Origin of the sequence: Streptomyces sp. DT190 (assembly GCF_049846985.1) — a bacterium.
GTDB lineage: Bacteria > Actinomycetota > Actinomycetes > Streptomycetales > Streptomycetaceae > Streptomyces.
Genome location: NZ_JBNCNM010000031.1, coordinates 19,246 through 37,889, shown reverse-complemented (window position 1 = coordinate 37,889; position 18,644 = coordinate 19,246). Strand labels below are relative to the sequence as shown.

Sequence of the window (18,644 nt, the reverse complement as noted above, 5' to 3'; positions counted from 1 at the left end):
CCCGACCCGGCCCCGCCCAACCCGGCACAGCCCGACCCGGCCCCGCCCAACCCGGCACAGCCCGGCCACCCGGAACTGACACCCCGTCCACAACTCCCACCGCCCCAACCGGAAGGCCACCCAGCCCGCCCCGGCCGGCACGACCAGCCCAACAGGCACAACCAGCCCGGCCGGACCCAACCGGCCGGGCCAACACGCCTCCTCGACCCCACCCCTCCCCCCCTCCCACACCCAACCCGTGCGCTGGGCGGAGCCGCCCGAGCCGTCATGTGGTCCAGGACCTCCAGATGCGCCGAGACCTCCTTGCGCGAGTCAGCCGCAGCGGAGCCAGGGACAGGGCCGGGGCAGGGCAGGGGGCGGGACGAAGCCGAAGGCAGGACCGGGGGAAAGGGCGGGGCCGGTCGCAGCCCAGGCCAGAAGCAGGGCCGGAGCCGGAAGCAGGACCGGGGGAAAGGGCGGGGCCGTCGGAGCCCAGGCCAGAAGCAGGACCGGGGCCGGAGGCGGAGCGGAACGGGGGCCGGAGCGCCGGGGGCCGGAAGCAGGGCCGGGACCGGAGCGGGAAGCGGAACGGGGGCCGCAGGGGGGCGACGACACCCCGCCCGCACCCTCCCCACTCCTGCGGGCACCCCTCCCCCTCCTCCCGGCGCCTGCCCGAACCGCCCGTTTCGGTGAAGATCCGCACCGCAGGGCAGCCAGAACACCACCCCGCCACGTAAGATACTTACCTGGCGGTTTGTTTATTGGGTCTCTGGACTCAGGACAGCGGAGGAGACCACACACGATGCTCAAACAAGAACGAGCGTTCCGCACCCGCAAGGCGATCCTGGCGGCAGCCGCCAAGATCTTCGAGGAACGCGGCTACCGCGCAGCAACCATCACCGAGATCATCTCCGCCGCCGGAGTCACCAAAGGCGCCCTGTACTTCCACTTCTCCTCCAAAGAAGAACTGGCCCAGGGAATCCTCCACGAACAAGACCAATGGCTCCCCATCCCCGACCGCCCCTGCAAAATCCAGCAGATCGCCGACACCGTGCTCCTGCACGCCCACCGCCTCCAACACGAACCCATGGTCCGCGCCGGCGTCCGCCTCTCACTCGACCAGCAAGCCGGAGAAATCGACCGCCGAGGCCCCTTCACCCACTGGGCAGACATCGTCGAAAAACTCCTCGAACAAGCCCAAGCACAAGGCGAACTCCTCCCCCACATCTCCACCCGCGAAACCGCCGACGTCCTCGTCGCCTCCTTCGCCGGCGTCCAAGCCACCTCCCAAATCATGAGCGACTACCAAGACCTCCTCACCCGCGTCAACGCCCTCCTCCGCCACCTCCTCCCCAGCACCGTCCAACCCTCCATCCTCACCGCCATCAACATCACCCCCACCCACGCCAACACCATCGCCCACGAACTCCGCATCCCACCCCCACACCACACCCCCACCACCACACCCACCACCACAGCAACCACCACCACAGCAGCAGCCACCACCACAGCAACCACACCCACAGCAACCACCGCAGCAACCACACCCTGACTCACACCCCCACCTCACCCCCCAGCCGACACCCCCACCCCCACACGCGCCGGCACACCAGGCCCGAAATAAGCCGCCAGCACCTCTTCCAACTCCGCGCCGCCACACGACGACCACGCCACATACCCATCGGGACGCACCAACAACGCCCCACAGGCCATCTCCGGCACCGGCTCGGCACGCACCACACGCACCGCCCCCGACCACCCCCGCGCCTGCTCGGCAAAACCGGCACCACCCCGGCCGAACATCAGCAACAACGGCCGGCCCCCACGCAGCAGGCCGATCACATCAGTGCTACCCCCAGCCGTGACCAGAGGGACATTCGGCAAGAACACCCCCTCACACGCAGCACCCCCACCACCGCCGCCCCCCTCCCCCACGGGCAGCACGGTGTCCTGCGCACTGATCATGGAACCAAGGACACTGCTCTCCCCTCCCCCACCCACCAACTCACCGAACAAAGCCCGCAACGGATCCAGCGCCGGATCAGGCCGCATCAGAGCAACCTGCGCCCGCGTATTGTCGATGACCCGCTGCGCCGCAGGACGCCGCTCCAGGTCATAGGTGTCGAGCAGACCCCCACCCGCCACACCCCGCACAGTGAACGCCAACTTCCAGCCCAAATTCACCGCATCCAGCAACCCCGTGCTCAACCCCTGCCCCCCAATGGGGAAATGCACATGCGCCGCATCCCCCGCCAACAACACCCGCCCCGACCGGTACGAATTCACCAACCGCGCATAATCGCTGAACCTGCTCAACCACCTCGCCCCCTCCATCCCGACCTGCCGGCCCGCGATAGACGACACCCGCCCTCGCAACTCCTCCAGCGTCACCTCCCGTTCCCGCCCACCTTGCGGAACCGCCCACTCCACCGTCCGCAGCCGCGTCCAGCCCTCCTCCACTTGCTTGGCGACGATCCAGCCGCGCGGTGTGCGCTGCCACCCCTGCACCACATCCGCACCCCCCACCAACCTCACATCACCGGCCAGAGCCGAAACCGTCGCAGCAAACCCCGCCGACGAAAACGACGACTGCTCTCGGACCGTGCTTCGCGCGCCGTCGGCCCCCACCACATACGCCGCCCGGCACACCACCTCACCCCCCACACCTCGCGCCCTCACGCGCACACCGCCCGAACTCTCACACACCTCCGTCACCTCATAACCTCGCAGCACACGCACCCCCACCGCCCGCGCACGCCGCTCCACCAACCCCTCCAGCACATCCTGAGGACACTTCACCACCGGAGCAGGCTCCGCAGCTGGCACCCGGATCGCCAACCCCGGAATCCCCGCAAAATGAAACGGCGCACTCACCACCCCCCTTGAAGAACCGCCACCCCCCACCCCCTCAAGCAGACCCCGCCGCACGAGCGACTGCACCGTCCGCGCATGCAACGTCGTCGCCTTCGGTCTCCTCGACACCCCCCTCCTCGCCTCAATCACCATCGCCCGCACCCCGAACGCCGCCAACTCCGCCGCCACGACCAACCCCACCGGCCCCCCACCCACGACCACCACATCCACCTGCACACAACCCGCCATCACAAACCCCCTCCGACCCACCCAAAACACACCCAACACACAACGCCCACCCGGCGAGTCACCCAAGCAGCATCAAAACCAGAAACAGCAACGAAAACCACACCCGCACCGGGACACCCCATACACGCCCGGCACTCCACCCCCCGCGACCCCACGTCCTACCGGAGGAAAAACAATACCGGGTGGACGGTTCTCTGCAATGGGCCCGCACAACCCCGGGGGACATCCCCAGGCCGGACACGCGAGTGACAGCATCGAGTCGCCACCTTGCAGCCATCGAGCGATCAGGCCCAGACCGCTCGCAGTCCCGGGACGCCACGGCACCGACTCAGACCAGACCCGCTCTCGCAACGAGCCGTCTACGGCCGCTCACCGACCGCCGCTGAAGTGATCGGAAATCTCATCACTCCAGTCGGCTGAGCCGACCCGCGTTCGCGTGAATGTGAGGACGCCATCGTCGCTGCCCTCCGCCCTAGCCCTCCCTGGCCAACTGCCGTTCAGTGTCCGCGATGTGCTGGGCACATTCGGCCCGACGTCCAGCAGCCGCAGCCCGGCGACGTCCTGGCGTCCGCCGCGCTGGGAGGCCATGATCCGCAGATCGGTGCCGAGGGCCGCGAGTATGTCGGAACCGAGGGCGAACTCACCAACGCTTGCGTGCCGAACCGTCTTGGTCAGGGTCCCGCGCACACACGTAGTCGGAATCGGAGTCGGAATCGGAGTCGGGCACAAGATGCGGTGCATCCGTCTCCGAGCCACCGGACCCGACCGCGTTGCGGCCCGGCCACCATCAGCGTCCAATACTCATAGCTCCAGCATGCCGCTCCCCGGCCAGCCCAGTCGGCCGGCTTCTCTCCCAAGGGCAGCGCGGACCACCCTCGTCCGGCGGACCGCCGTCGGCCCTGTTCGCGGTCTCGGCGACGAAGGTGCAGTACGGCTCAGGCACCACCCCGCCGTAGCTGCGTCCCCGCACCCCCGCGCTCCCAGCCCGATGGACGATGCCGGACCTGGGGGTCCTCGGCGGTAGTCGGGAGCGGCCATGACGCGGGCGGGAGGGCGAGGGAGAGGGAGAGGGAAGTAGAGAGAGGCCTTCGCCTCGAGCAGAGCGGCTGAATACCATCGGCGCGTAGATCGAGATCTGCCGGGACACCTGACCGGCCACGGGAAGGGCACCGGATCGCCCCCTGCCCGCACGCACGCGGGCAGGGGGCGACATGAGGGCACCTTCAGGGCATCCCCGGCACCTCCGGCCCGGCAGGGAGGCATGACACGGGACCGGCCGGGACCGGCCGTGCGCCACTGTGCGACCGGCCTCGCCGACGCCGCGGAGGACTTCGGTGGTACAGCGAATTCGGCCAACGATCCGCGGACCCGGGGCCGCGGCCGGCCGCCGACGGACAAGGCCGTACAGCGCCCTCAATCCCTGTCGAGGAACTGGCTGAAAGGCATCGGATAGCCGTCTGCCGGGCTTCTTGATTTCGCCATGCGGCAGCGGTGGAAGCGGAAGCGGAACGTCGCCGGGGAAACGGTTACGGAACACCGTCGGCGAAGCGAACATCTTCCACCCCCGTCTCGCCTTCCGTGCAGGCAGGAGGCCTGCACGGGCGTGATCGCCGGCTGATCTCGGCGGAATGCCTGGGTCGGCCGGCGGGGCTGTGCTAGCCTCCCCAACGGCTCACAGGAGAGCGATCTGAAACGGGGGATGATCGTGGCACGGGGGCGTGTGCTGGTCATTGGAGACAGCATCCGATTAGTTTCGAAGGCGAAGTCCGCAGGTGTGACCGTCGCCTATCTGCAAAAGCCTTCACAATTCGATCCCGCACTGATTCCGCTCTGCGAGCAGCTCGCCCTGGTGGATTACCAGCACGTGCCCAGCGCCGTCGCCATGGCCACCGCACTGCACCGGATCGCACCGATCACGCGGATCGTCACGCAGACCGAGGCGGCTCAGCTGGTCGCCGGCCATCTCACCGACACCCTGGGCATTCCCGGCACCTCGGAACGATGCGCCCGGCTGCTGCACGACAAGGCCGCGATGCGGGCACTGCTGAACGAGCAGGGCATCGGGCCCGTTCCCTACGCGGTCGATCCCACGCAGGCGGAACTCCGTGCGTTCGTCGCTTCCCACGGGGCGTCCATCGTCAAGCCGACCAAGGGCTCGGGCAGCCTCGGAGTGCGCCGGATCGAGACGGCCGAGGACGTCGACGCGGTGTGGGCCTGGTGCCAGGAGTTCGAACTCGGGGAATTCCAGGTCGAGAAGCTTCTGGTCGGTCCCGAACTGAGCGTCGAGGCCTTCTCGGAGGCCGGGCGGCACACGATCATCGCGGTGACCGCCAAGGAGACCGACGGCGGCACGGTGGAGCTCGGGCACGTCACTCCGGCGCCCCTGGAAGGGGATCAGTTCGACCGGATCCGCGAATTGACGGCACGACTGCTCGATGCCGTCGGTCTCGAGGACGGCCCCTCGCACACGGAGATCATCCTGACCGACGAGGGACCTCGGATCGTCGAGTCCCACACCCGCCGCGGAGGCGACAGGATCAACGATCTCGTCAGAATGGTGTACGGGGTCGACATGGAGGAGGCCACCTACCGCCTCGTCGGCGAGGGTGCCCCGCTCGACGGGCATCTGCACCCCGCGCGCGGCGCGGCCGCCATCCGTTTCCTGACCGCGGCCCCGGGGGTCGTCACCGCCGTCACCGGCCTGGAGGCGGCGCGTGCCGTCGACGGCGTGGTCGAGGTGTCGGTGAGCGTGGAGGCCGGTTCCACAGTGCCCGAACTGCGCTGGTCGGACGACCGCTGCGGGCACGTCATCGTCCGTGCCGACGACGCCGACACGGCCGTTCGCCTGGCCCGGACGGTCGCCGGGCACATCTCGATCGAGACCGAGCCCCTCAAGGACGGCTGTCCGGGCCCAGACACGGCGGCACCGGACACGCTCAGCTCGATCCTGCGTCCGTACGACGAGGTCTTCGACCCGTTCCACGGGGCCGTGACCGCGTCCTAGCCGCGATCCGGGATCCGGCTCTCAGGCCGGGTCCCGCCGGATCGGCTCACGCCCTCGCCGGCGCCGGTAGAGCCGGGCCCGGTCGTCGTGCCCGGACGCGCACGACGACACTCCGCCCGCACCGGACACGGCACCGCACCGCACCGCACCCACGCGTGTCCGCGACAGGGCGCACCGGATTTCGTGCGGCAGGACGCCGATCCCCTTGCATCCACATCACTCGTCACGTCAACGAGCCGATATTCGTTCCGAGTTTGGAGTGCGGTATGGCCGGGGAACCGGACACAGGCGCAAGCATGCTCTCGTACACCCAGGAAAGCCTCTGGCTCTTTCATGAGCTCGCCGGCTCCGACGAGCCCGCATACAACGAGTCGGTGGCCTTCGAGACGACCGGTGACCTCGATCCAGGCGCGTTCCGCCGCGCGTTCGGCGCCACCGTCCTGCGGCACGACGCCCTCCGCACGTCGTTCCACGAGACCCCAGGCGGACCGCGGGCCCGGGTGCACGACGCCGACGCGGACGTCCTTGCGGACACCACGACCGTGGTCGACCTGCGGGACCTGGCCGCCGCCGAGGCGCGGGTCCGGGCGGAGGAGCTGCTCGCCGAACACCACCGGCGGCCGTTCGACCTGGGCTCGGCGCCCCTGCTGCGCGCGGTCGTGGTGGCGCTGCCCGCCGGCACCTGGCTGCTCGGCCTGACGGCCCATCACATCGTCGTCGACGACTGGAGCATCCGCCTGGTCCTCGACGAGATCGCGGAGAACTACCGGGTCCTGGTGGCCACCGGGCACCTGCCGCAACGGCACGTCTCCGGCGCCGAGTTCCGCGCCTTCGTCACGGAGAGCCGGTCGGCGGCCGCGGACGAGAGGCAGGCGGCCGCGGTCGAGCGCTGGCGCCGGTCGCTGGCCGACGCCCCGGACCTGCTCGGCATGCCGCTGGACCGCCCGCGCCCGGCGGTGCAGACGTTCCGCGGCGACAGCATGACCGTCCGCGTGCCCGGCGCGGACATCGAACCGCTGCTGAAGGAGTGCGCCCGCACCTGCCGCAGCACCGCCTTCCCGGTGTTCCTCGCCGCGTACGCGCTGCTGCTGCACCGCTACACCCGGCAGGAAGGTTTCGCCATCGGCACCACTGTGCTGAACAGGCCGGGCCCCGAGGACCTGGAGGAGATCGGCTGCTACGTCAACACCCTGCCCCTGTTCGTGCCGGTGGACCCGGACGACACCTTCCGCACCGTGCTCTCGCACGCCCAGGAGGCCGCCGAGCGCCTGCTGGACGACGGCGACGCGCCCCTTCCGAAGGTCTTCGAGGCGCTCGGGGCCCAGCGGGCCCGTAACCACAACCCGGTCTTCCAGACCATGCTCACGCTGCTCGACGGCCGTCCCTCTCTCGACCTCGGGCCCGGACTGACCTGCGCGTACCACCCCGTTCGCCGGACCGCCGCCAAGTTCGACCTGATGCTGTACATCAACCGGGCCGACGACGCGTACGAGTTCGAGCTCGAGTTCAACACGGACCTGTTCACCCGGGACACCGCCGAGCGGCTCCTGCGCAACTACCTCCGGCTGCTGGCCTCGCTGGCCGACACCGGCGTCGACGCACCCGTGGGCGCCCCGTCGATGACCCGCGACGAGGAACGCGACCTGATCCTGGGCGACTGGAACGACACCCGCGTCACCCACCCGCAGGGCACGGTCCCGGACGTCATCGAGGAGCAGGTCCGGCGCAGCCCCGGCAGCCTGGCCGTCGAGTTCGAAGGCGAGTCGTACACGTACGACGAGCTGAACCGGCGGGCCAACCAGGTGGCGCACCGCATCCGCGGCACCCTCGACACCACCGGGGCCGGCCCCTTCGTCGGGGTGTTCATGGAGCGCTCCGCGGAGATGGTGATCGCGCTGCTCGCGATCGTCAAGGCGGGGTGCGCGTACGTGCCCATCGACCCCGAATACCCGGCCGCCCGGATCGAGTTCATGATCCAAGACGCCGGCGTCCCCCTGATCCTGACCCAGGAGCGCCACCGCCCGGCGCTCGACGGCGCCACCGCCCAGGTCCTCGTGCTGCCGGACGCGTCCCTGGATCAGGAGGACGACACCGACCCCGTCCGGGACCTCGATCCCGGCTCGCCCGTGTACATGATCTACACCTCCGGGTCCACCGGGCAGCCCAAGGGTGTGATCAACCGCCATGACGCGCTGGCCAACCGGCTCCACTGGATGCAGTCGGCCTTCCGGCTGGCCGGCGGCGCCGGGGCAGACCGGGTGCTGCAGAAGACCCCGTACAGCTTCGACGTCTCGGTGTGGGAGTTCTTCTGGCCGCTGATGACCGGGGCCGCCATCGTCGTGGCCCGGCCCGGCGGGCACCGCGACCCCGACTACCTCAAGGAACTCATCCACTCCCGGGGCGTGACGACCGTGCACTTCGTCCCCTCGATGCTGAACGTGTTCCTGGAGGCGGAGGAACTCGCCCGGTACTGCGGTCCGCTCAAGCGGGTCGTCTGCAGCGGCGAGGCACTCCCCCGCAAGAGCATCGAGGTCTTCGCCGCCACGCTCCCCTCCTGCGAACTGCACAACCTCTACGGCCCGACCGAGGCCGCGATCGACGTCTCGCACTGGCCCTGCCGGACCGACTACCCCGGCGAGCTCGTCCCCATCGGCAAGCCCATCGACAACGTGCGGCTCTACGTCCTGGACCGGGACCTGCGGCTCCAGCCCGTCGGCGTACCGGGCGAGCTGTGCATCGGCGGCGTCGCCGTGGCGACCGGGTACCACCGGCGCGACGACCTCAACGCGAGGATGTTCGTCCCCGACCCCTACGGAACCTCCCCGGGAGCCCGCCTCTACCGCACCGGCGACCTGGCCCGGTTCCTGCCGGACGGTCAGATCCAGTACCTGGGGCGCATCGACAACCAGGTCAAGCTGCGCGGTTTGCGGGTGGAGCCGGACGAGATCGCCGCGGTCATGCGCGATCTGCCGGCCGTCCAGGACGCCGCCGTCATCGTGGACACATCGGGTCCCACGCAGGCGCTGGCCGCCTACGTCGTGAGCTCCGCGTTCGACCCGGAGGACCTGCGGGCCCGGCTGCGCGCACTGCTGCCCGAGTTCCTCGTGCCGCAGTACCTCATCGAGGTCCCACGGCTGCCCACCACGCCCAACGGCAAGCTGGACCGGCGTGCGCTGCCGTCGCCGACGGCCTCGGCGGCCCCGGCCGACCGGGCCGGGCGGCCGCTCGCCACCACCGCCGAACACGACGTGGCCCGAGCCTGGACGGACGTCCTCGGACTGCGGGCAGCGGTCAGCGCGGACAGCAACTTCTTCGCCCTCGGCGGGGACTCGATCATGGCCTTGCGCGTCAGTTCCCGGCTGCGCGCGGCAGGGTACGAGGTCAGCCTGCGCGAGGTGTTCGCCCACACGACGATCGCGGAACTCGCCGCCTCACTGACCCGCCAAGGCCCGGCGTCGTCAGGGCCGGCCGTCACCGAGGCGTTCGGGCTGCTGTCGGAGGACGACAAGCAGGCGCTCCCGGCGGTGGCGGAAGACGCCTGGCCGCTGACGAAGCTCCAGTCGGGCATGATCTACCACTCGCTGCTCGACGAGACGTCGCCCGTCTACCACGACATCTTCGACTACGAGTTCACCGGCGTGGCCGATCCGGCCGAACTGGCCCGTGCCGTGCGGGAGACCGTGGCACACCACCCCCAACTGCGGTCCTTCTTCGACCTGGAGCGCTACGACGAGCCGCTCCAGGTCGTGCTCCGCCCGGACGTGGCCGGCGCCGTGCCGTCCCTGGAGGTCGTTGATCTCACCGGGCTGCCCGCCGACGCGCAGGACAGGGCGGTCGAGGAGTGGATCGAGGCCGAGAAGCACCGCCCCCTGGACCTCAGCAGGCCGCCCCTGCGCTTCCGCGTCCACCTGCGGGGCGAGGGCCGGGTCAACCTGGCCTTCTCGTTCCACCACCTGATCCTGGACGGGTGGAGCGTCGCCCTCGTCGTCGAGGAGATCCGGCGGCGCTGCGCCGGGCTCCCGGCGGGCCCGGCGGCCGGGGCCGCCCCGGATCCGGGCTACGGCACCTACGTGGCGCTGGAGCGGGAGAGCGCACGGCGTCCGGCGGACCGGGACTCCTGGCGCGCCGTGCTCGACGGCTTCTCCGCCACGCTGCTGGCCGGTCACCTCGGATCCGCGGCGCCGTCGACGATCGAGACGGCGGTGCTGGAGCGGGCCGTTCCCGCCGAACTGGAGGAGCGGCTGCGGCTGCGTGCCGCGGCCCTCGGTCTGCCGCTCAAGTCGCTGTACCTGGCGGCGCACTGCGCCGCGCTGGCGGACCTGACCGGCCGGTCGCGCGTGATCACCGGGCTGGTCGGCAACGGTCGTCCGGAGGTGCCCGGCGGCAGCGAGATGGTCGGCCTGTTCCTGAACACCCTTCCGCTGCCCGTCGAGGTGGGTGAGCCGGACGACACGGGTCTGCCGGCCTCGGTCTTCGAGCGCGAGCGGGCACTCGTCCCGCTCCAGCGGTTCCCCCTCGCCGACATCGAGCGGCAGCACGGGGGAGCCCTCTTCGACGTGGTGTTCAACTACACCGACTTCCACTCCTACGCGCCGGCCGGTGACACGGCCACCGCCGCGCGCGAAGCGGTGTCGATCGAGAGCGCCCGGTACTTCGAGCTCACCAGCTTCCCGATGACCGTCCATGTGCACCGCGACCACTTCGCCGGTGAGACGCAGCTCGCCGTGTCCCACGACCGGGCCCGGGTCAAGACCTCGACCGCGGAGCAGTACTCGGGCGAGTTCTTCGCCGCGCTGGAACGCTATGCGGGGCGGGAATCAGCCGACGGCGTCGCGGTCGAAGCGGAGCGTGCCGTCGCCGCGGTCATCGCGAAGGTGGTCGGCAGCGAGACGATCGGGGTGGAGGAGAACTACCTCGATTCGGGGGTGGACTCGATCAGCTCCATCCGCATCCTCGCCAAGCTGCGCCGCAATTACCCCGATGCCGTCCTGCGCGACGTGATGGAGGCACGCACGGTGCGGGCCCTCGTCCGCAGGCTGACGGCGCGAACGCCCGCGCCCGAGACCACGGGGACGTCGGGCGGCAGCGGGGATGCCCCGGCCGCGTCGCTCGACGGGCTTCCCCCGGGAGTCGTCGACGCGTATCCGCTCACCGCCACCCAGCTCCGGATGATCAGGGCGACACGGCGGGACCCCGCGCAGTCCGCCTACCATGACGTCTTCGCCTACTCGGTGGCGCTGCCCCTGGACGCTGACCTGCTGCGGGCCGCTCTGCGGCGGATGACCGCGTCCTGCGAGACGCTGCGGGCCGCCGTCGACCTGGCGGCGCCCGTTCCCCGGCAGCTCGTGTACGCCGCGGTCGAACCCGAGCTCACCGTGGTGGACGCCGTGGACGACCCCTCTGCGCCCGACGAGTGGTTCGAGAGGGAACGCGGTTCGGGCTTCCGCTTCGAGCAGCCGGGCCTCATACGATTCGCCGCCCACCGTACGGCGCCGGACCGTTTCGTGCTCTCGATGAGCTTCCACCACGCGGTCGTCGACGGCTGGAGCCTGTCCCTGCTCGTCCGGGACCTCCTCCTGTCGTACGCCGCGCGGGCCGGCGGCTCGGCCGGCGGCGCCGGGCCCGTCCACTCCCGCGGCGCGGCCGGCTCGTTCCGCTCCTACGCCCTGGCCGAGGCAGCGGCCCGCTCCTCCACCGAGTCGCGCGCGTTCTGGCGCGACGTCCTCGCGGGCCACCCGGGGACACCGCTGCCCCACCACCCGTCGGACGGCGGCTCCCGCTGGGCCGAGACGACCCTCGCCCTGCCGGCCGACCGGGAGGCCCGGCTGCGTGAGGTCGCGCGCGGAACGGGCCATCCGCTCAAGTACCTGCTGCTTGCGGCGCACTTGAAGGTGCTGGCCCTGGTGACGGGTGAGCCGGACGTCCTGACGGGGGTGTTCACGCACGGCCGTCCCGAGACCGACGACGCGCAGGACCTGGTCGGTATGTTCCTCAACTTCCAGCCGCACCGGGTCCGGATCGGGGACCAGACGTGGCCGGAGCTCATCGACCAGGTGTTCGCGTTCGAGATGCGTGCGCTGGCCCACCGCCGGTGCGCCGCGAGCGGCGACAGCCCGGACGACTGGCCCTGCTACTCCGCGCTGTTCAACTACACGGACTTCCCCGCGTATGCGGACGCCCACGGCGGTGGGCACCTCACCGGCGTCCGGTGGTTCGAGCACACGGACGCGCCGTTCCTCGCGACCGTGGGCCGCGACCCGGACGGTGGCGCACTGGAGATCACCCTCAACGCCGACGGCAGGCTCCTCCCGCAAGGCGTGGTCGACGAACTGGGGCGCCTGTACGAGGCGGTCCTGGCGCAGATCGCCGAGGACCCCGGCGGCTCCGTCCGCGACACCACCGACCGGATAGAGACGTGTGTGGACGGCGTCGGCGCACGCCGCGAGCCGTCCGTCTGAAAGGGAACAGAGACAACTCCGTGAACACCTTCCGAAATCCCCAGGGGATCGCGGCGCCGCTGGCCGCGTACTCGCACCAGGCCGAGATCACCGGCCCGGTCCGGTGGCTCGTGATCTCCGGCCAGATCGGCATGACGCCGGCCGGGGAGCTGCCCGACGACCCGGTCGAGCAGCTCGGCGTCGCGCTGGACAACGTCACGGCCAACCTCGAGGCGGCAGGTATGCGCCACGAGGACCTGGTCAAGCTGACGTTCTACTTCGCCGGCGAGGTCGACCTGCAGCGCCGGCGCCGGCGGATGGGTGAGTGGCTGGGCGACCTGCGCCCCTGCATGACCGTCATGACGGTGGCCGCACTGGCCACGCCCGCGCTGCGCGTCGAGGTAGAGGCGCTCGCGTGCACCGAGGACACCACGGCGACACAGAGGAGTGAGCAGCAGTGATCACCCAGACCACCCTGGAAGGCGTCCACACCTTCGAGCAGCCGGACGGTTACGTCACGCACTACCGGCGATGGGGCTCCGAGACCGCTGCCGACGTCGTGGTGATGCTCCACGGCGGCATGAGTCACGCCGGCTGGCAGGCGCCGCTCGGCGCCGGGCTGGCCGGGCTCGGCGACGACGTGGCCTTCCTCGCCGTCGACCTGCGCGGCTCGGGGCTCAACGCCGTGCGCGGACACATCCCGGACGGCGACCTGGCCGTCCGTGACATCGCGCTGCTGCTGGGCAGCCTCAAGGAGGCCCGCCCCGACGCCCGTCTGCACCTGGCCGGCTGGTGCTTCGGCGCCCAGGTCGCGACGGTCGTCGCGGCCGGTCTCGCCGACCGGGACGTGCTCGCGAGCCTGCTCATGGTCTGCCCGGGCTTCTTCTTCAACGACCGCTACTCCGACGTGCTGGACCGCTCGATCGACGCCGCCCTGGAGGTCGTCGAGGAGCTCGGCATCACCGTCGAGGCGACGCGCCCTTTCATCAGGGTGCCGCTGCGCCCGTCCGACTTCACCGATCGTGCGGAGTGGCTGGCGGCCATCGAGGACGACAAGCTGAAGCTCTCCCACGTGACCATCGGCACGATCGACGCCTGGGAGGCCATCGCCGTCAAGTCCGAGACGGAGTACGGGCGTATCGGACGGCTGCCGGTGCGGGCGGTGTTCGGCACCCGGGACAAGCTGGTCGACAACGACCGCGTGCGCGACTTCCTGGGCGGCCACACCGATCTGGAGACACACGACCTCGACGCCGGTCACGCCGTGCACTTCGAGGAGACGGAGGCACTCACGCGCCTGGTCGCGGGCTTCGTGGCCGAGCTGAAGCGATGAGCACGGGAGTCGCGCGTTACCGCACGGTCCTGGCGACGCCGGGGGCGTGGGGGTTCTTCCTGCCCGGCATGCTCGCCAGATTCCCGCTGGGCATGACGGGCATCAGCATCCTGCTGTTCGTCTCGGCGACGCGGGGCGACTACGGCACCGCGGGTGCGTTGTCGGCCGTCTCCGCGGTCGGGTACGCGGTGGCCGCGCCCCAACTGGCCCGTGTCGCCGACCGGGTGGGGCAGTACCGGGTCCTGCTCTCCTGCGCGGTGCTGTGTGCGGTCAGCGGCGGCGCGTTCGTCGTGAGCACGCTCAGCGACGAGACGCCGCTGTGGGTCCTGTTCGTCACGGCGGCGCTGACGGGCGCGACGACTCCCGCCTTCGGCTCGATGGTGCGGGCGCGCTGGAGCGGCCTGCTGGAGGGCTCGTCCCTCAAGGGGACGGCCTTCGCGCTGGAGTCCCTGGTCGACGAGATCGTCTTCATCGTCGGCCCGGTCATCGCCACCTCGCTCGCCGTCGGGGTGAGCCCGGCCGCGGGCCTGGTCAGCGCGCTGGTCCTGGTGTGCGGTGGCAGTGTCCTGCTCGCGCTCAGCCGGCGCACGGAGCCGCAGCGCAAGGCCGGGCCCAGGACCGGCAGAAGCGCCCTGTTCCTGGGGCCGGTCGCTCTCGTGGCGGCACTGAACCTGTGTTTCGGCGGCATGTGGGGCTCGATCGACATCGCCACCGTGGCCTTCTCCGACGAGAAGCAGCAGCCCTTCATGACGGGTGTCCTGCTGGGGATCTACGCGATCGGCAGCTCGGTGGCGGGAGTGGCCTACGGCGCGCGGGAGTGGTCGGCTCCGCTGCCGCGGATCCTGTGGGTTTCGACGTTGATCATGGCGGTCGGGATCCTGCCGATGCTCGTGGTCGACAACTTCGCCGGGGCCGGCGTCGTGCTCCTGCTGGCCGGGTCGAGCTCCTGCCCGGCCATGATCGTCGCCATGATGCTGGTCGTGGACGGTGTGCCCGCCTCGCACCGTACGGAGGCGCTGGCCTGGCAGTCCACGGCTCTCTGGCTCGGGGTGTCCATCGGGTCCTCGGTGAGCGGTCACGTCGCCGACTCCCGCGGCGCACAGGCCGCCTACGCCTTCGCGGCCCTCTGCGGGGGCGTCGGCTTCCTGGTCGCCCTTTCCGGCGGCCGCCGGCTGCGGCCCGCGCACGCCGAGCCCGCGGATGCCGAGCCCGCGCACGCCGAGCCCGCGGACGCCCCGGCCGCTGATGACCGTCCGAACCTTCCCACCGAGTCAGGTATCCGATGACCTCCATCAGCATCACCCGTCCTGTTGCCCCCACCACCGCGGCCCCTCGGGTGGCCGACCGGATCACCGCGACGGCCGGACACCCGGACGCGGCGGTCCGCGAGCGCGTCGCCCTGCGGACCGCCGACGCGGCAGTCACCTACGCCGAGTTGACGGAGCAGGCGCACAAGACCGCCGCCGAGCTGTCGTTACTCGGAGTGGGCCCCGGTGACGTCGTCGGTCTGCGTCTGCCCTCCGGCCCCGGCGTGGTCGTCGCCATGCTGGCGTGCTGGCACCTCGGCGCCGCCTTCCTGCCCATGGACGCCGCGGCCCCCGACGCCTACCGGGACCGGCTGCTGAGCCGTTCGGGAGCCCGGGCCGTGGTCGACGCCGACGGCCCCCGGGCGCTCGCGGACACGGCCTCCCCCGTACGTCCGGCGCTCGGCCCCTCCGGTGACCAGGCGGCCTACATCATCTACACCTCGGGATCGACCGGCACCCCCAAGGGTGTGCTCGTCGGCCAGGACGCCTTCGCCGAGCACGCCACCGGCATCGCCGGCCTCCTGGAACTGCGCGACACCGACACCGTGCTCCAGTTCGCAGGGCTCGGCTTCGACGTCGCCCAGGAGGAGATCTGGCCGACGCTCGCCGTCGGCGGCACGGTGGCCTTCCTGGACACCCCGGACCGGGCCCTGAGCCCGGTGGACCTCGCCCAGCGGGTGCGGGACCTGGGCGTGTCGGTGCTCCAGCTTCCCACCGCGTACTGGCGCCTGGTCTGCGCCCAGATGCAAGGCAGGGGCGGCGCCGGTCTCTCCTTCGACGGCGTGCGCACCGTCGTGATCGGCGGCGAGGCGGCGGTCACGAAGGACGTCCGGGTGCACCGCAACGGCCCGCTGGGCCACTGCACGCTGGTCAACGGCTACGGGCCGACCGAGACGGTCGTGACCTGCACGGCGTTCGTCCTGGGGGCGGACGAGCCGGTCCCGGTGACCACCGGCCTGCCCATCGGCGGCCCGGTGGGCCACCGCCGGCTGCACGTCCTCGACGCCGATCGACGTCCCTCCGAGGACGGCAGCCCCGGCGAACTGTGGGTGGGCGGGAGTCCGCTCGCCCACGGGTACCTCGACGACCCGGCCCGCACGGCCGAGCGTTTCCACCCCGACCCGTTCTCCGCGGTGGACGGCGCGCGGATGTACCGCACCGGAGACCTGGTGGTGCGCCACGCGGACGGCGCCCTGGAGTTCCTCGGCCGTCTGGACAATCAGGTCAAGGTCCGTGGCCACCGGATCGAACTCGACGACGTGGACCGGCACTTGACCGCCACGCCGGGCGTCACCGCCGCCGCTGCCGTGGCCCTCGACGACGCGAGTGGAACCGGCGGGCGCATCCTGGCCGCCGCGCTCTCGGTGACCGCGGACGGCCCGACAGCCGAGCAGATCCGCGAGCACCTGCGCGGACGCCTGCCCTCGCACCTGGTCCCCGGCCTCATTCGGGTCCACGACGCGCTTCCGCTGACCGGCTCGGGCAAGATCGACCGGCGTGCCGTGGCGGCGGTGCTCGCGCAGGAGTACACGGTGTCCGTGCCCGGGACCACCACATCGCCATCCGGTGCGACCGGGGATCTCGTGGCCGCGCCCACCGTGACACCCGCGCCCGGCACCGGCCCGGCGGAGCAGGCCGAGGAACTCGCCCTGCTCCTCGACCTGGTACGCGCTCAGCTCCGCATCCCCGCTTTCGGTCCCGACGACGACTTCCTGGCGCAGGGCGGAGACTCGCTGACCGCCCTCCGGGTGAGCGGCGCGATGCGCGAACGCGGGTGGCGCCTGCGGCCGTCGGACCTCCTGACGGCGCGCGACGCACGCTCCGCGGCGGCCCGCGTCGTGCGGAACTGAGGAGACGCGGTGCCGAAGTGAGAAACGACGGATGTACGAGCACCTCAGCGCGGCAGCACACCACACCGCAGCACAGCACACCACAGCACCCTGGCCGATACACCGAGGGAGAGGTTCGATGACAGCCGTGTCCGTCCATGACCAGTTGACGGCCTGGATAGAGAGCGAGGAGTTCTCCTGCCTGGGAGCCAAGTCGGCCCTGCGCCGCGGGAGCATGCGCCAGGTCCACGTGGGCGTCATGGGTACCGGGAGCGCGACGGCGGCACTCCACGACGCCCTCACCGAGTTCGTCTCGCGCGACCTCAACCCCGAACAGAACTTCGCCACCGTCGTCGCCGTCTTCGACGGGCCGCTGGGGCTCCCGGAGCCGGACTTCCACGCACTGCTGTGGCAGCAGCTGACCGACCTGCACGCCCTGGACGCCGACCGCGGTTTCGCCTGGGCGGAGGGCGCGGATCCTGACCCCGCCTCTCCGAGGTTCGGCTTCAGTGTGGCCGGACACCCGTTCTTCATCGTGGGCCTGCACGAGAACGCGTCGCGGATCACGCGCCGCTTCCCGTTCCCCGCGATGGCGTTCAACTCGCACCACCAGTTCAAGCGCCTGGTGGACAACGGCGTTTACCAGGGCCTGCAGCGCCGCATCCGCGAGCGCGACATGCGCCTGCAGGGTTCCATCAACCCCAACCTCGCCGAGTTCGGCGAGGCGTCCGAGGCGCGTCAGTACTCCGGGATGCGGACGGATGCGCAATGGCGCTGCCCGTTCGCCCCCGAGGCCGGCCCGGACGCCGGGGCGCAGGCGGTCACGCGGCGGCCCGACGCGTGAGCGGTACGCACGGCTCCGTGCTCAGCGTCAACGTCGGCCGGGCCCGCGCGGTGAATTTCACCGACGCCCCGGGCGGCGCGACCGGAATCGACAAGCGGCCGGTCTACGGGCCGGTCCGGGTCGCCCCGGCGGGGCCGCCCGGCCTCGCGGGCGGCGGAGTCAGCGGTGACACGGTCTGCGATCTGCGCTTCCACGGCGGCGCCGATCGCGCCGTGTACGCCTTCGCCCGGGAGGACCTGGACCACTGGCAGCGGGACCTGGACCGGGTCCTGGGCAACGGTACCTTCGGCGAGAACCTGACGGTCCTCGGCATGGACCTCCGCCGCGCGCTGATCGGAGAACGGTGGCGGGTCGGCCCCACCACCGTTCTGGAGGTGACCGGCGGACGCATCCCGTGCCGCACCTTCGCCGGCTGGCTCGGTGAGAAGGGCTGGGTGCGCCGTTTCACTCAGGCGGCGTCCCCGGGCGCCATGCTCCGCGTCATCGAGGCAGGCGACGTCCGCGCGGGCGACCGCATCACCGTCGAGCACCGCCCGGACCACGACGTCACCGTGTCCCGCCTGTTCCGCGCGGTGACCACGGAACGGGCGCTGCTGCCGGACGTGCTGGTCGCGGCCCCCTGGATGGAGCGCGAGCAGTTGGAGATCGCCCAGCGGTACACCGCCAAGTACACGGCCGGCCTGGATCGGTGACCCGTCACCCCCGCGCCCGCGGGGGTGACTTCGTGTCCACGCGCGCGCCGGGCTCGGTGGTCCGTGTGCGCCGGTGCTGTCACTGACGAGCAGGTCGGCGCGCTCGTCCGGGCACTC

At 71.2% G+C, this 18,644-nt stretch carries 10 protein-coding genes; 9 read left to right on the top strand and 1 reads right to left on the bottom strand.

Going from position 1 to position 18,644, the window contains the following annotated elements:
- Positions 1–781 precede the first annotated feature (781 nt).
- Positions 782–1,531 carry a ScbR family autoregulator-binding transcription factor gene (locus ACPXCS_RS35975; protein WP_425971101.1) on the top strand — a complete coding sequence of 250 codons (750 nt, stop codon included), beginning with the start codon at positions 782–784 and terminating at the stop codon, positions 1,529–1,531.
- Positions 1,532–1,545: 14 nt separating this feature from the next.
- On the opposite strand, the gene ACPXCS_RS35970 is transcribed toward ACPXCS_RS35975, so the two are convergent.
- A complete protein-coding gene (locus tag ACPXCS_RS35970; protein WP_425952198.1) occupies positions 1,546–3,081 on the bottom strand; it encodes an FAD-dependent monooxygenase in 1,536 nt (511 codons plus the stop codon).
- 1,705 nt (positions 3,082–4,786) lie between these two features.
- Between ACPXCS_RS35970 and ACPXCS_RS35965 the strand changes: the two genes are divergently transcribed.
- From ACPXCS_RS35965 to ACPXCS_RS35930, 8 genes are all read left to right on the top strand, one after another.
- A complete protein-coding gene (locus ACPXCS_RS35965) occupies positions 4,787–6,085 on the top strand; it encodes an ATP-grasp domain-containing protein (RefSeq protein ID WP_425952176.1) in 1,299 nt (432 codons plus the stop codon).
- A 296-nt stretch (positions 6,086–6,381) separates the two neighbouring features.
- Positions 6,382–12,543: an amino acid adenylation domain-containing protein gene (locus ACPXCS_RS35960; RefSeq protein ID WP_425952177.1), complete on the top strand. Its 6,162-nt coding sequence runs from the start codon at positions 6,382–6,384 to the stop codon at positions 12,541–12,543.
- Positions 12,544–12,563: 20 nt separating this feature from the next.
- Positions 12,564–12,983, top strand: coding sequence for a RidA family protein (locus ACPXCS_RS35955; protein WP_425952178.1), 420 nt, complete (start codon positions 12,564–12,566; stop codon positions 12,981–12,983).
- Positions 12,980–13,855 (top strand): alpha/beta hydrolase, encoded by an 876-nt coding sequence (locus tag ACPXCS_RS35950; protein WP_425952179.1) that lies wholly within the window; start codon positions 12,980–12,982, stop codon positions 13,853–13,855. Before ACPXCS_RS35955 ends, ACPXCS_RS35950 begins: the two co-directional genes overlap by 4 nt.
- Positions 13,852–15,141 carry an MFS transporter gene (locus tag ACPXCS_RS35945; protein ID WP_425952180.1) on the top strand — a complete coding sequence of 430 codons (1,290 nt, stop codon included), beginning with the start codon at positions 13,852–13,854 and terminating at the stop codon, positions 15,139–15,141. Before ACPXCS_RS35950 ends, ACPXCS_RS35945 begins: the two co-directional genes overlap by 4 nt.
- Positions 15,138–17,012 carry a non-ribosomal peptide synthetase gene (locus ACPXCS_RS35940; RefSeq protein ID WP_425952181.1) on the top strand — a complete coding sequence of 625 codons (1,875 nt, stop codon included), beginning with the start codon at positions 15,138–15,140 and terminating at the stop codon, positions 17,010–17,012. The genes ACPXCS_RS35945 and ACPXCS_RS35940 overlap by 4 nt, the downstream gene beginning before the upstream one ends.
- A gap of 118 nt (positions 17,013–17,130) precedes the next feature.
- Complete coding sequence (gene gntA, locus ACPXCS_RS35935; protein ID WP_425952182.1) at positions 17,131–17,835, top strand: guanitoxin biosynthesis heme-dependent pre-guanitoxin N-hydroxylase GntA; 705 nt, start codon at positions 17,131–17,133, stop codon at positions 17,833–17,835.
- Between the two features lie 17 nt (positions 17,836–17,852).
- Positions 17,853–18,527, top strand: coding sequence for an MOSC domain-containing protein (locus tag ACPXCS_RS35930; protein ID WP_425952183.1), 675 nt, complete (start codon positions 17,853–17,855; stop codon positions 18,525–18,527).
- The last annotated feature ends 117 nt before the right edge of the window (positions 18,528–18,644 follow it).

Bases quoted from the DNA above. Each gene is read 5' to 3' on its own strand.
- ACPXCS_RS35970 (WP_425952198.1), bottom strand. From the start codon at position 3,081: ATGGCGGGTTGTGTGCAGGTGGATGTGGTGGTCGTGGGTGGGGGGCCG.
- ACPXCS_RS35945 (WP_425952180.1), top strand. From the start codon at position 13,852: ATGAGCACGGGAGTCGCGCGTTACCGCACGGTCCTGGCGACGCCGGGG.
- ACPXCS_RS35975 (WP_425971101.1), top strand. From the start codon at position 782: ATGCTCAAACAAGAACGAGCGTTCCGCACCCGCAAGGCGATCCTGGCG.
- gntA (WP_425952182.1), top strand. From the start codon at position 17,131: ATGACAGCCGTGTCCGTCCATGACCAGTTGACGGCCTGGATAGAGAGC.
- ACPXCS_RS35940 (WP_425952181.1), top strand. From the start codon at position 15,138: ATGACCTCCATCAGCATCACCCGTCCTGTTGCCCCCACCACCGCGGCC.
- ACPXCS_RS35960 (WP_425952177.1), top strand. From the start codon at position 6,382: ATGCTCTCGTACACCCAGGAAAGCCTCTGGCTCTTTCATGAGCTCGCC.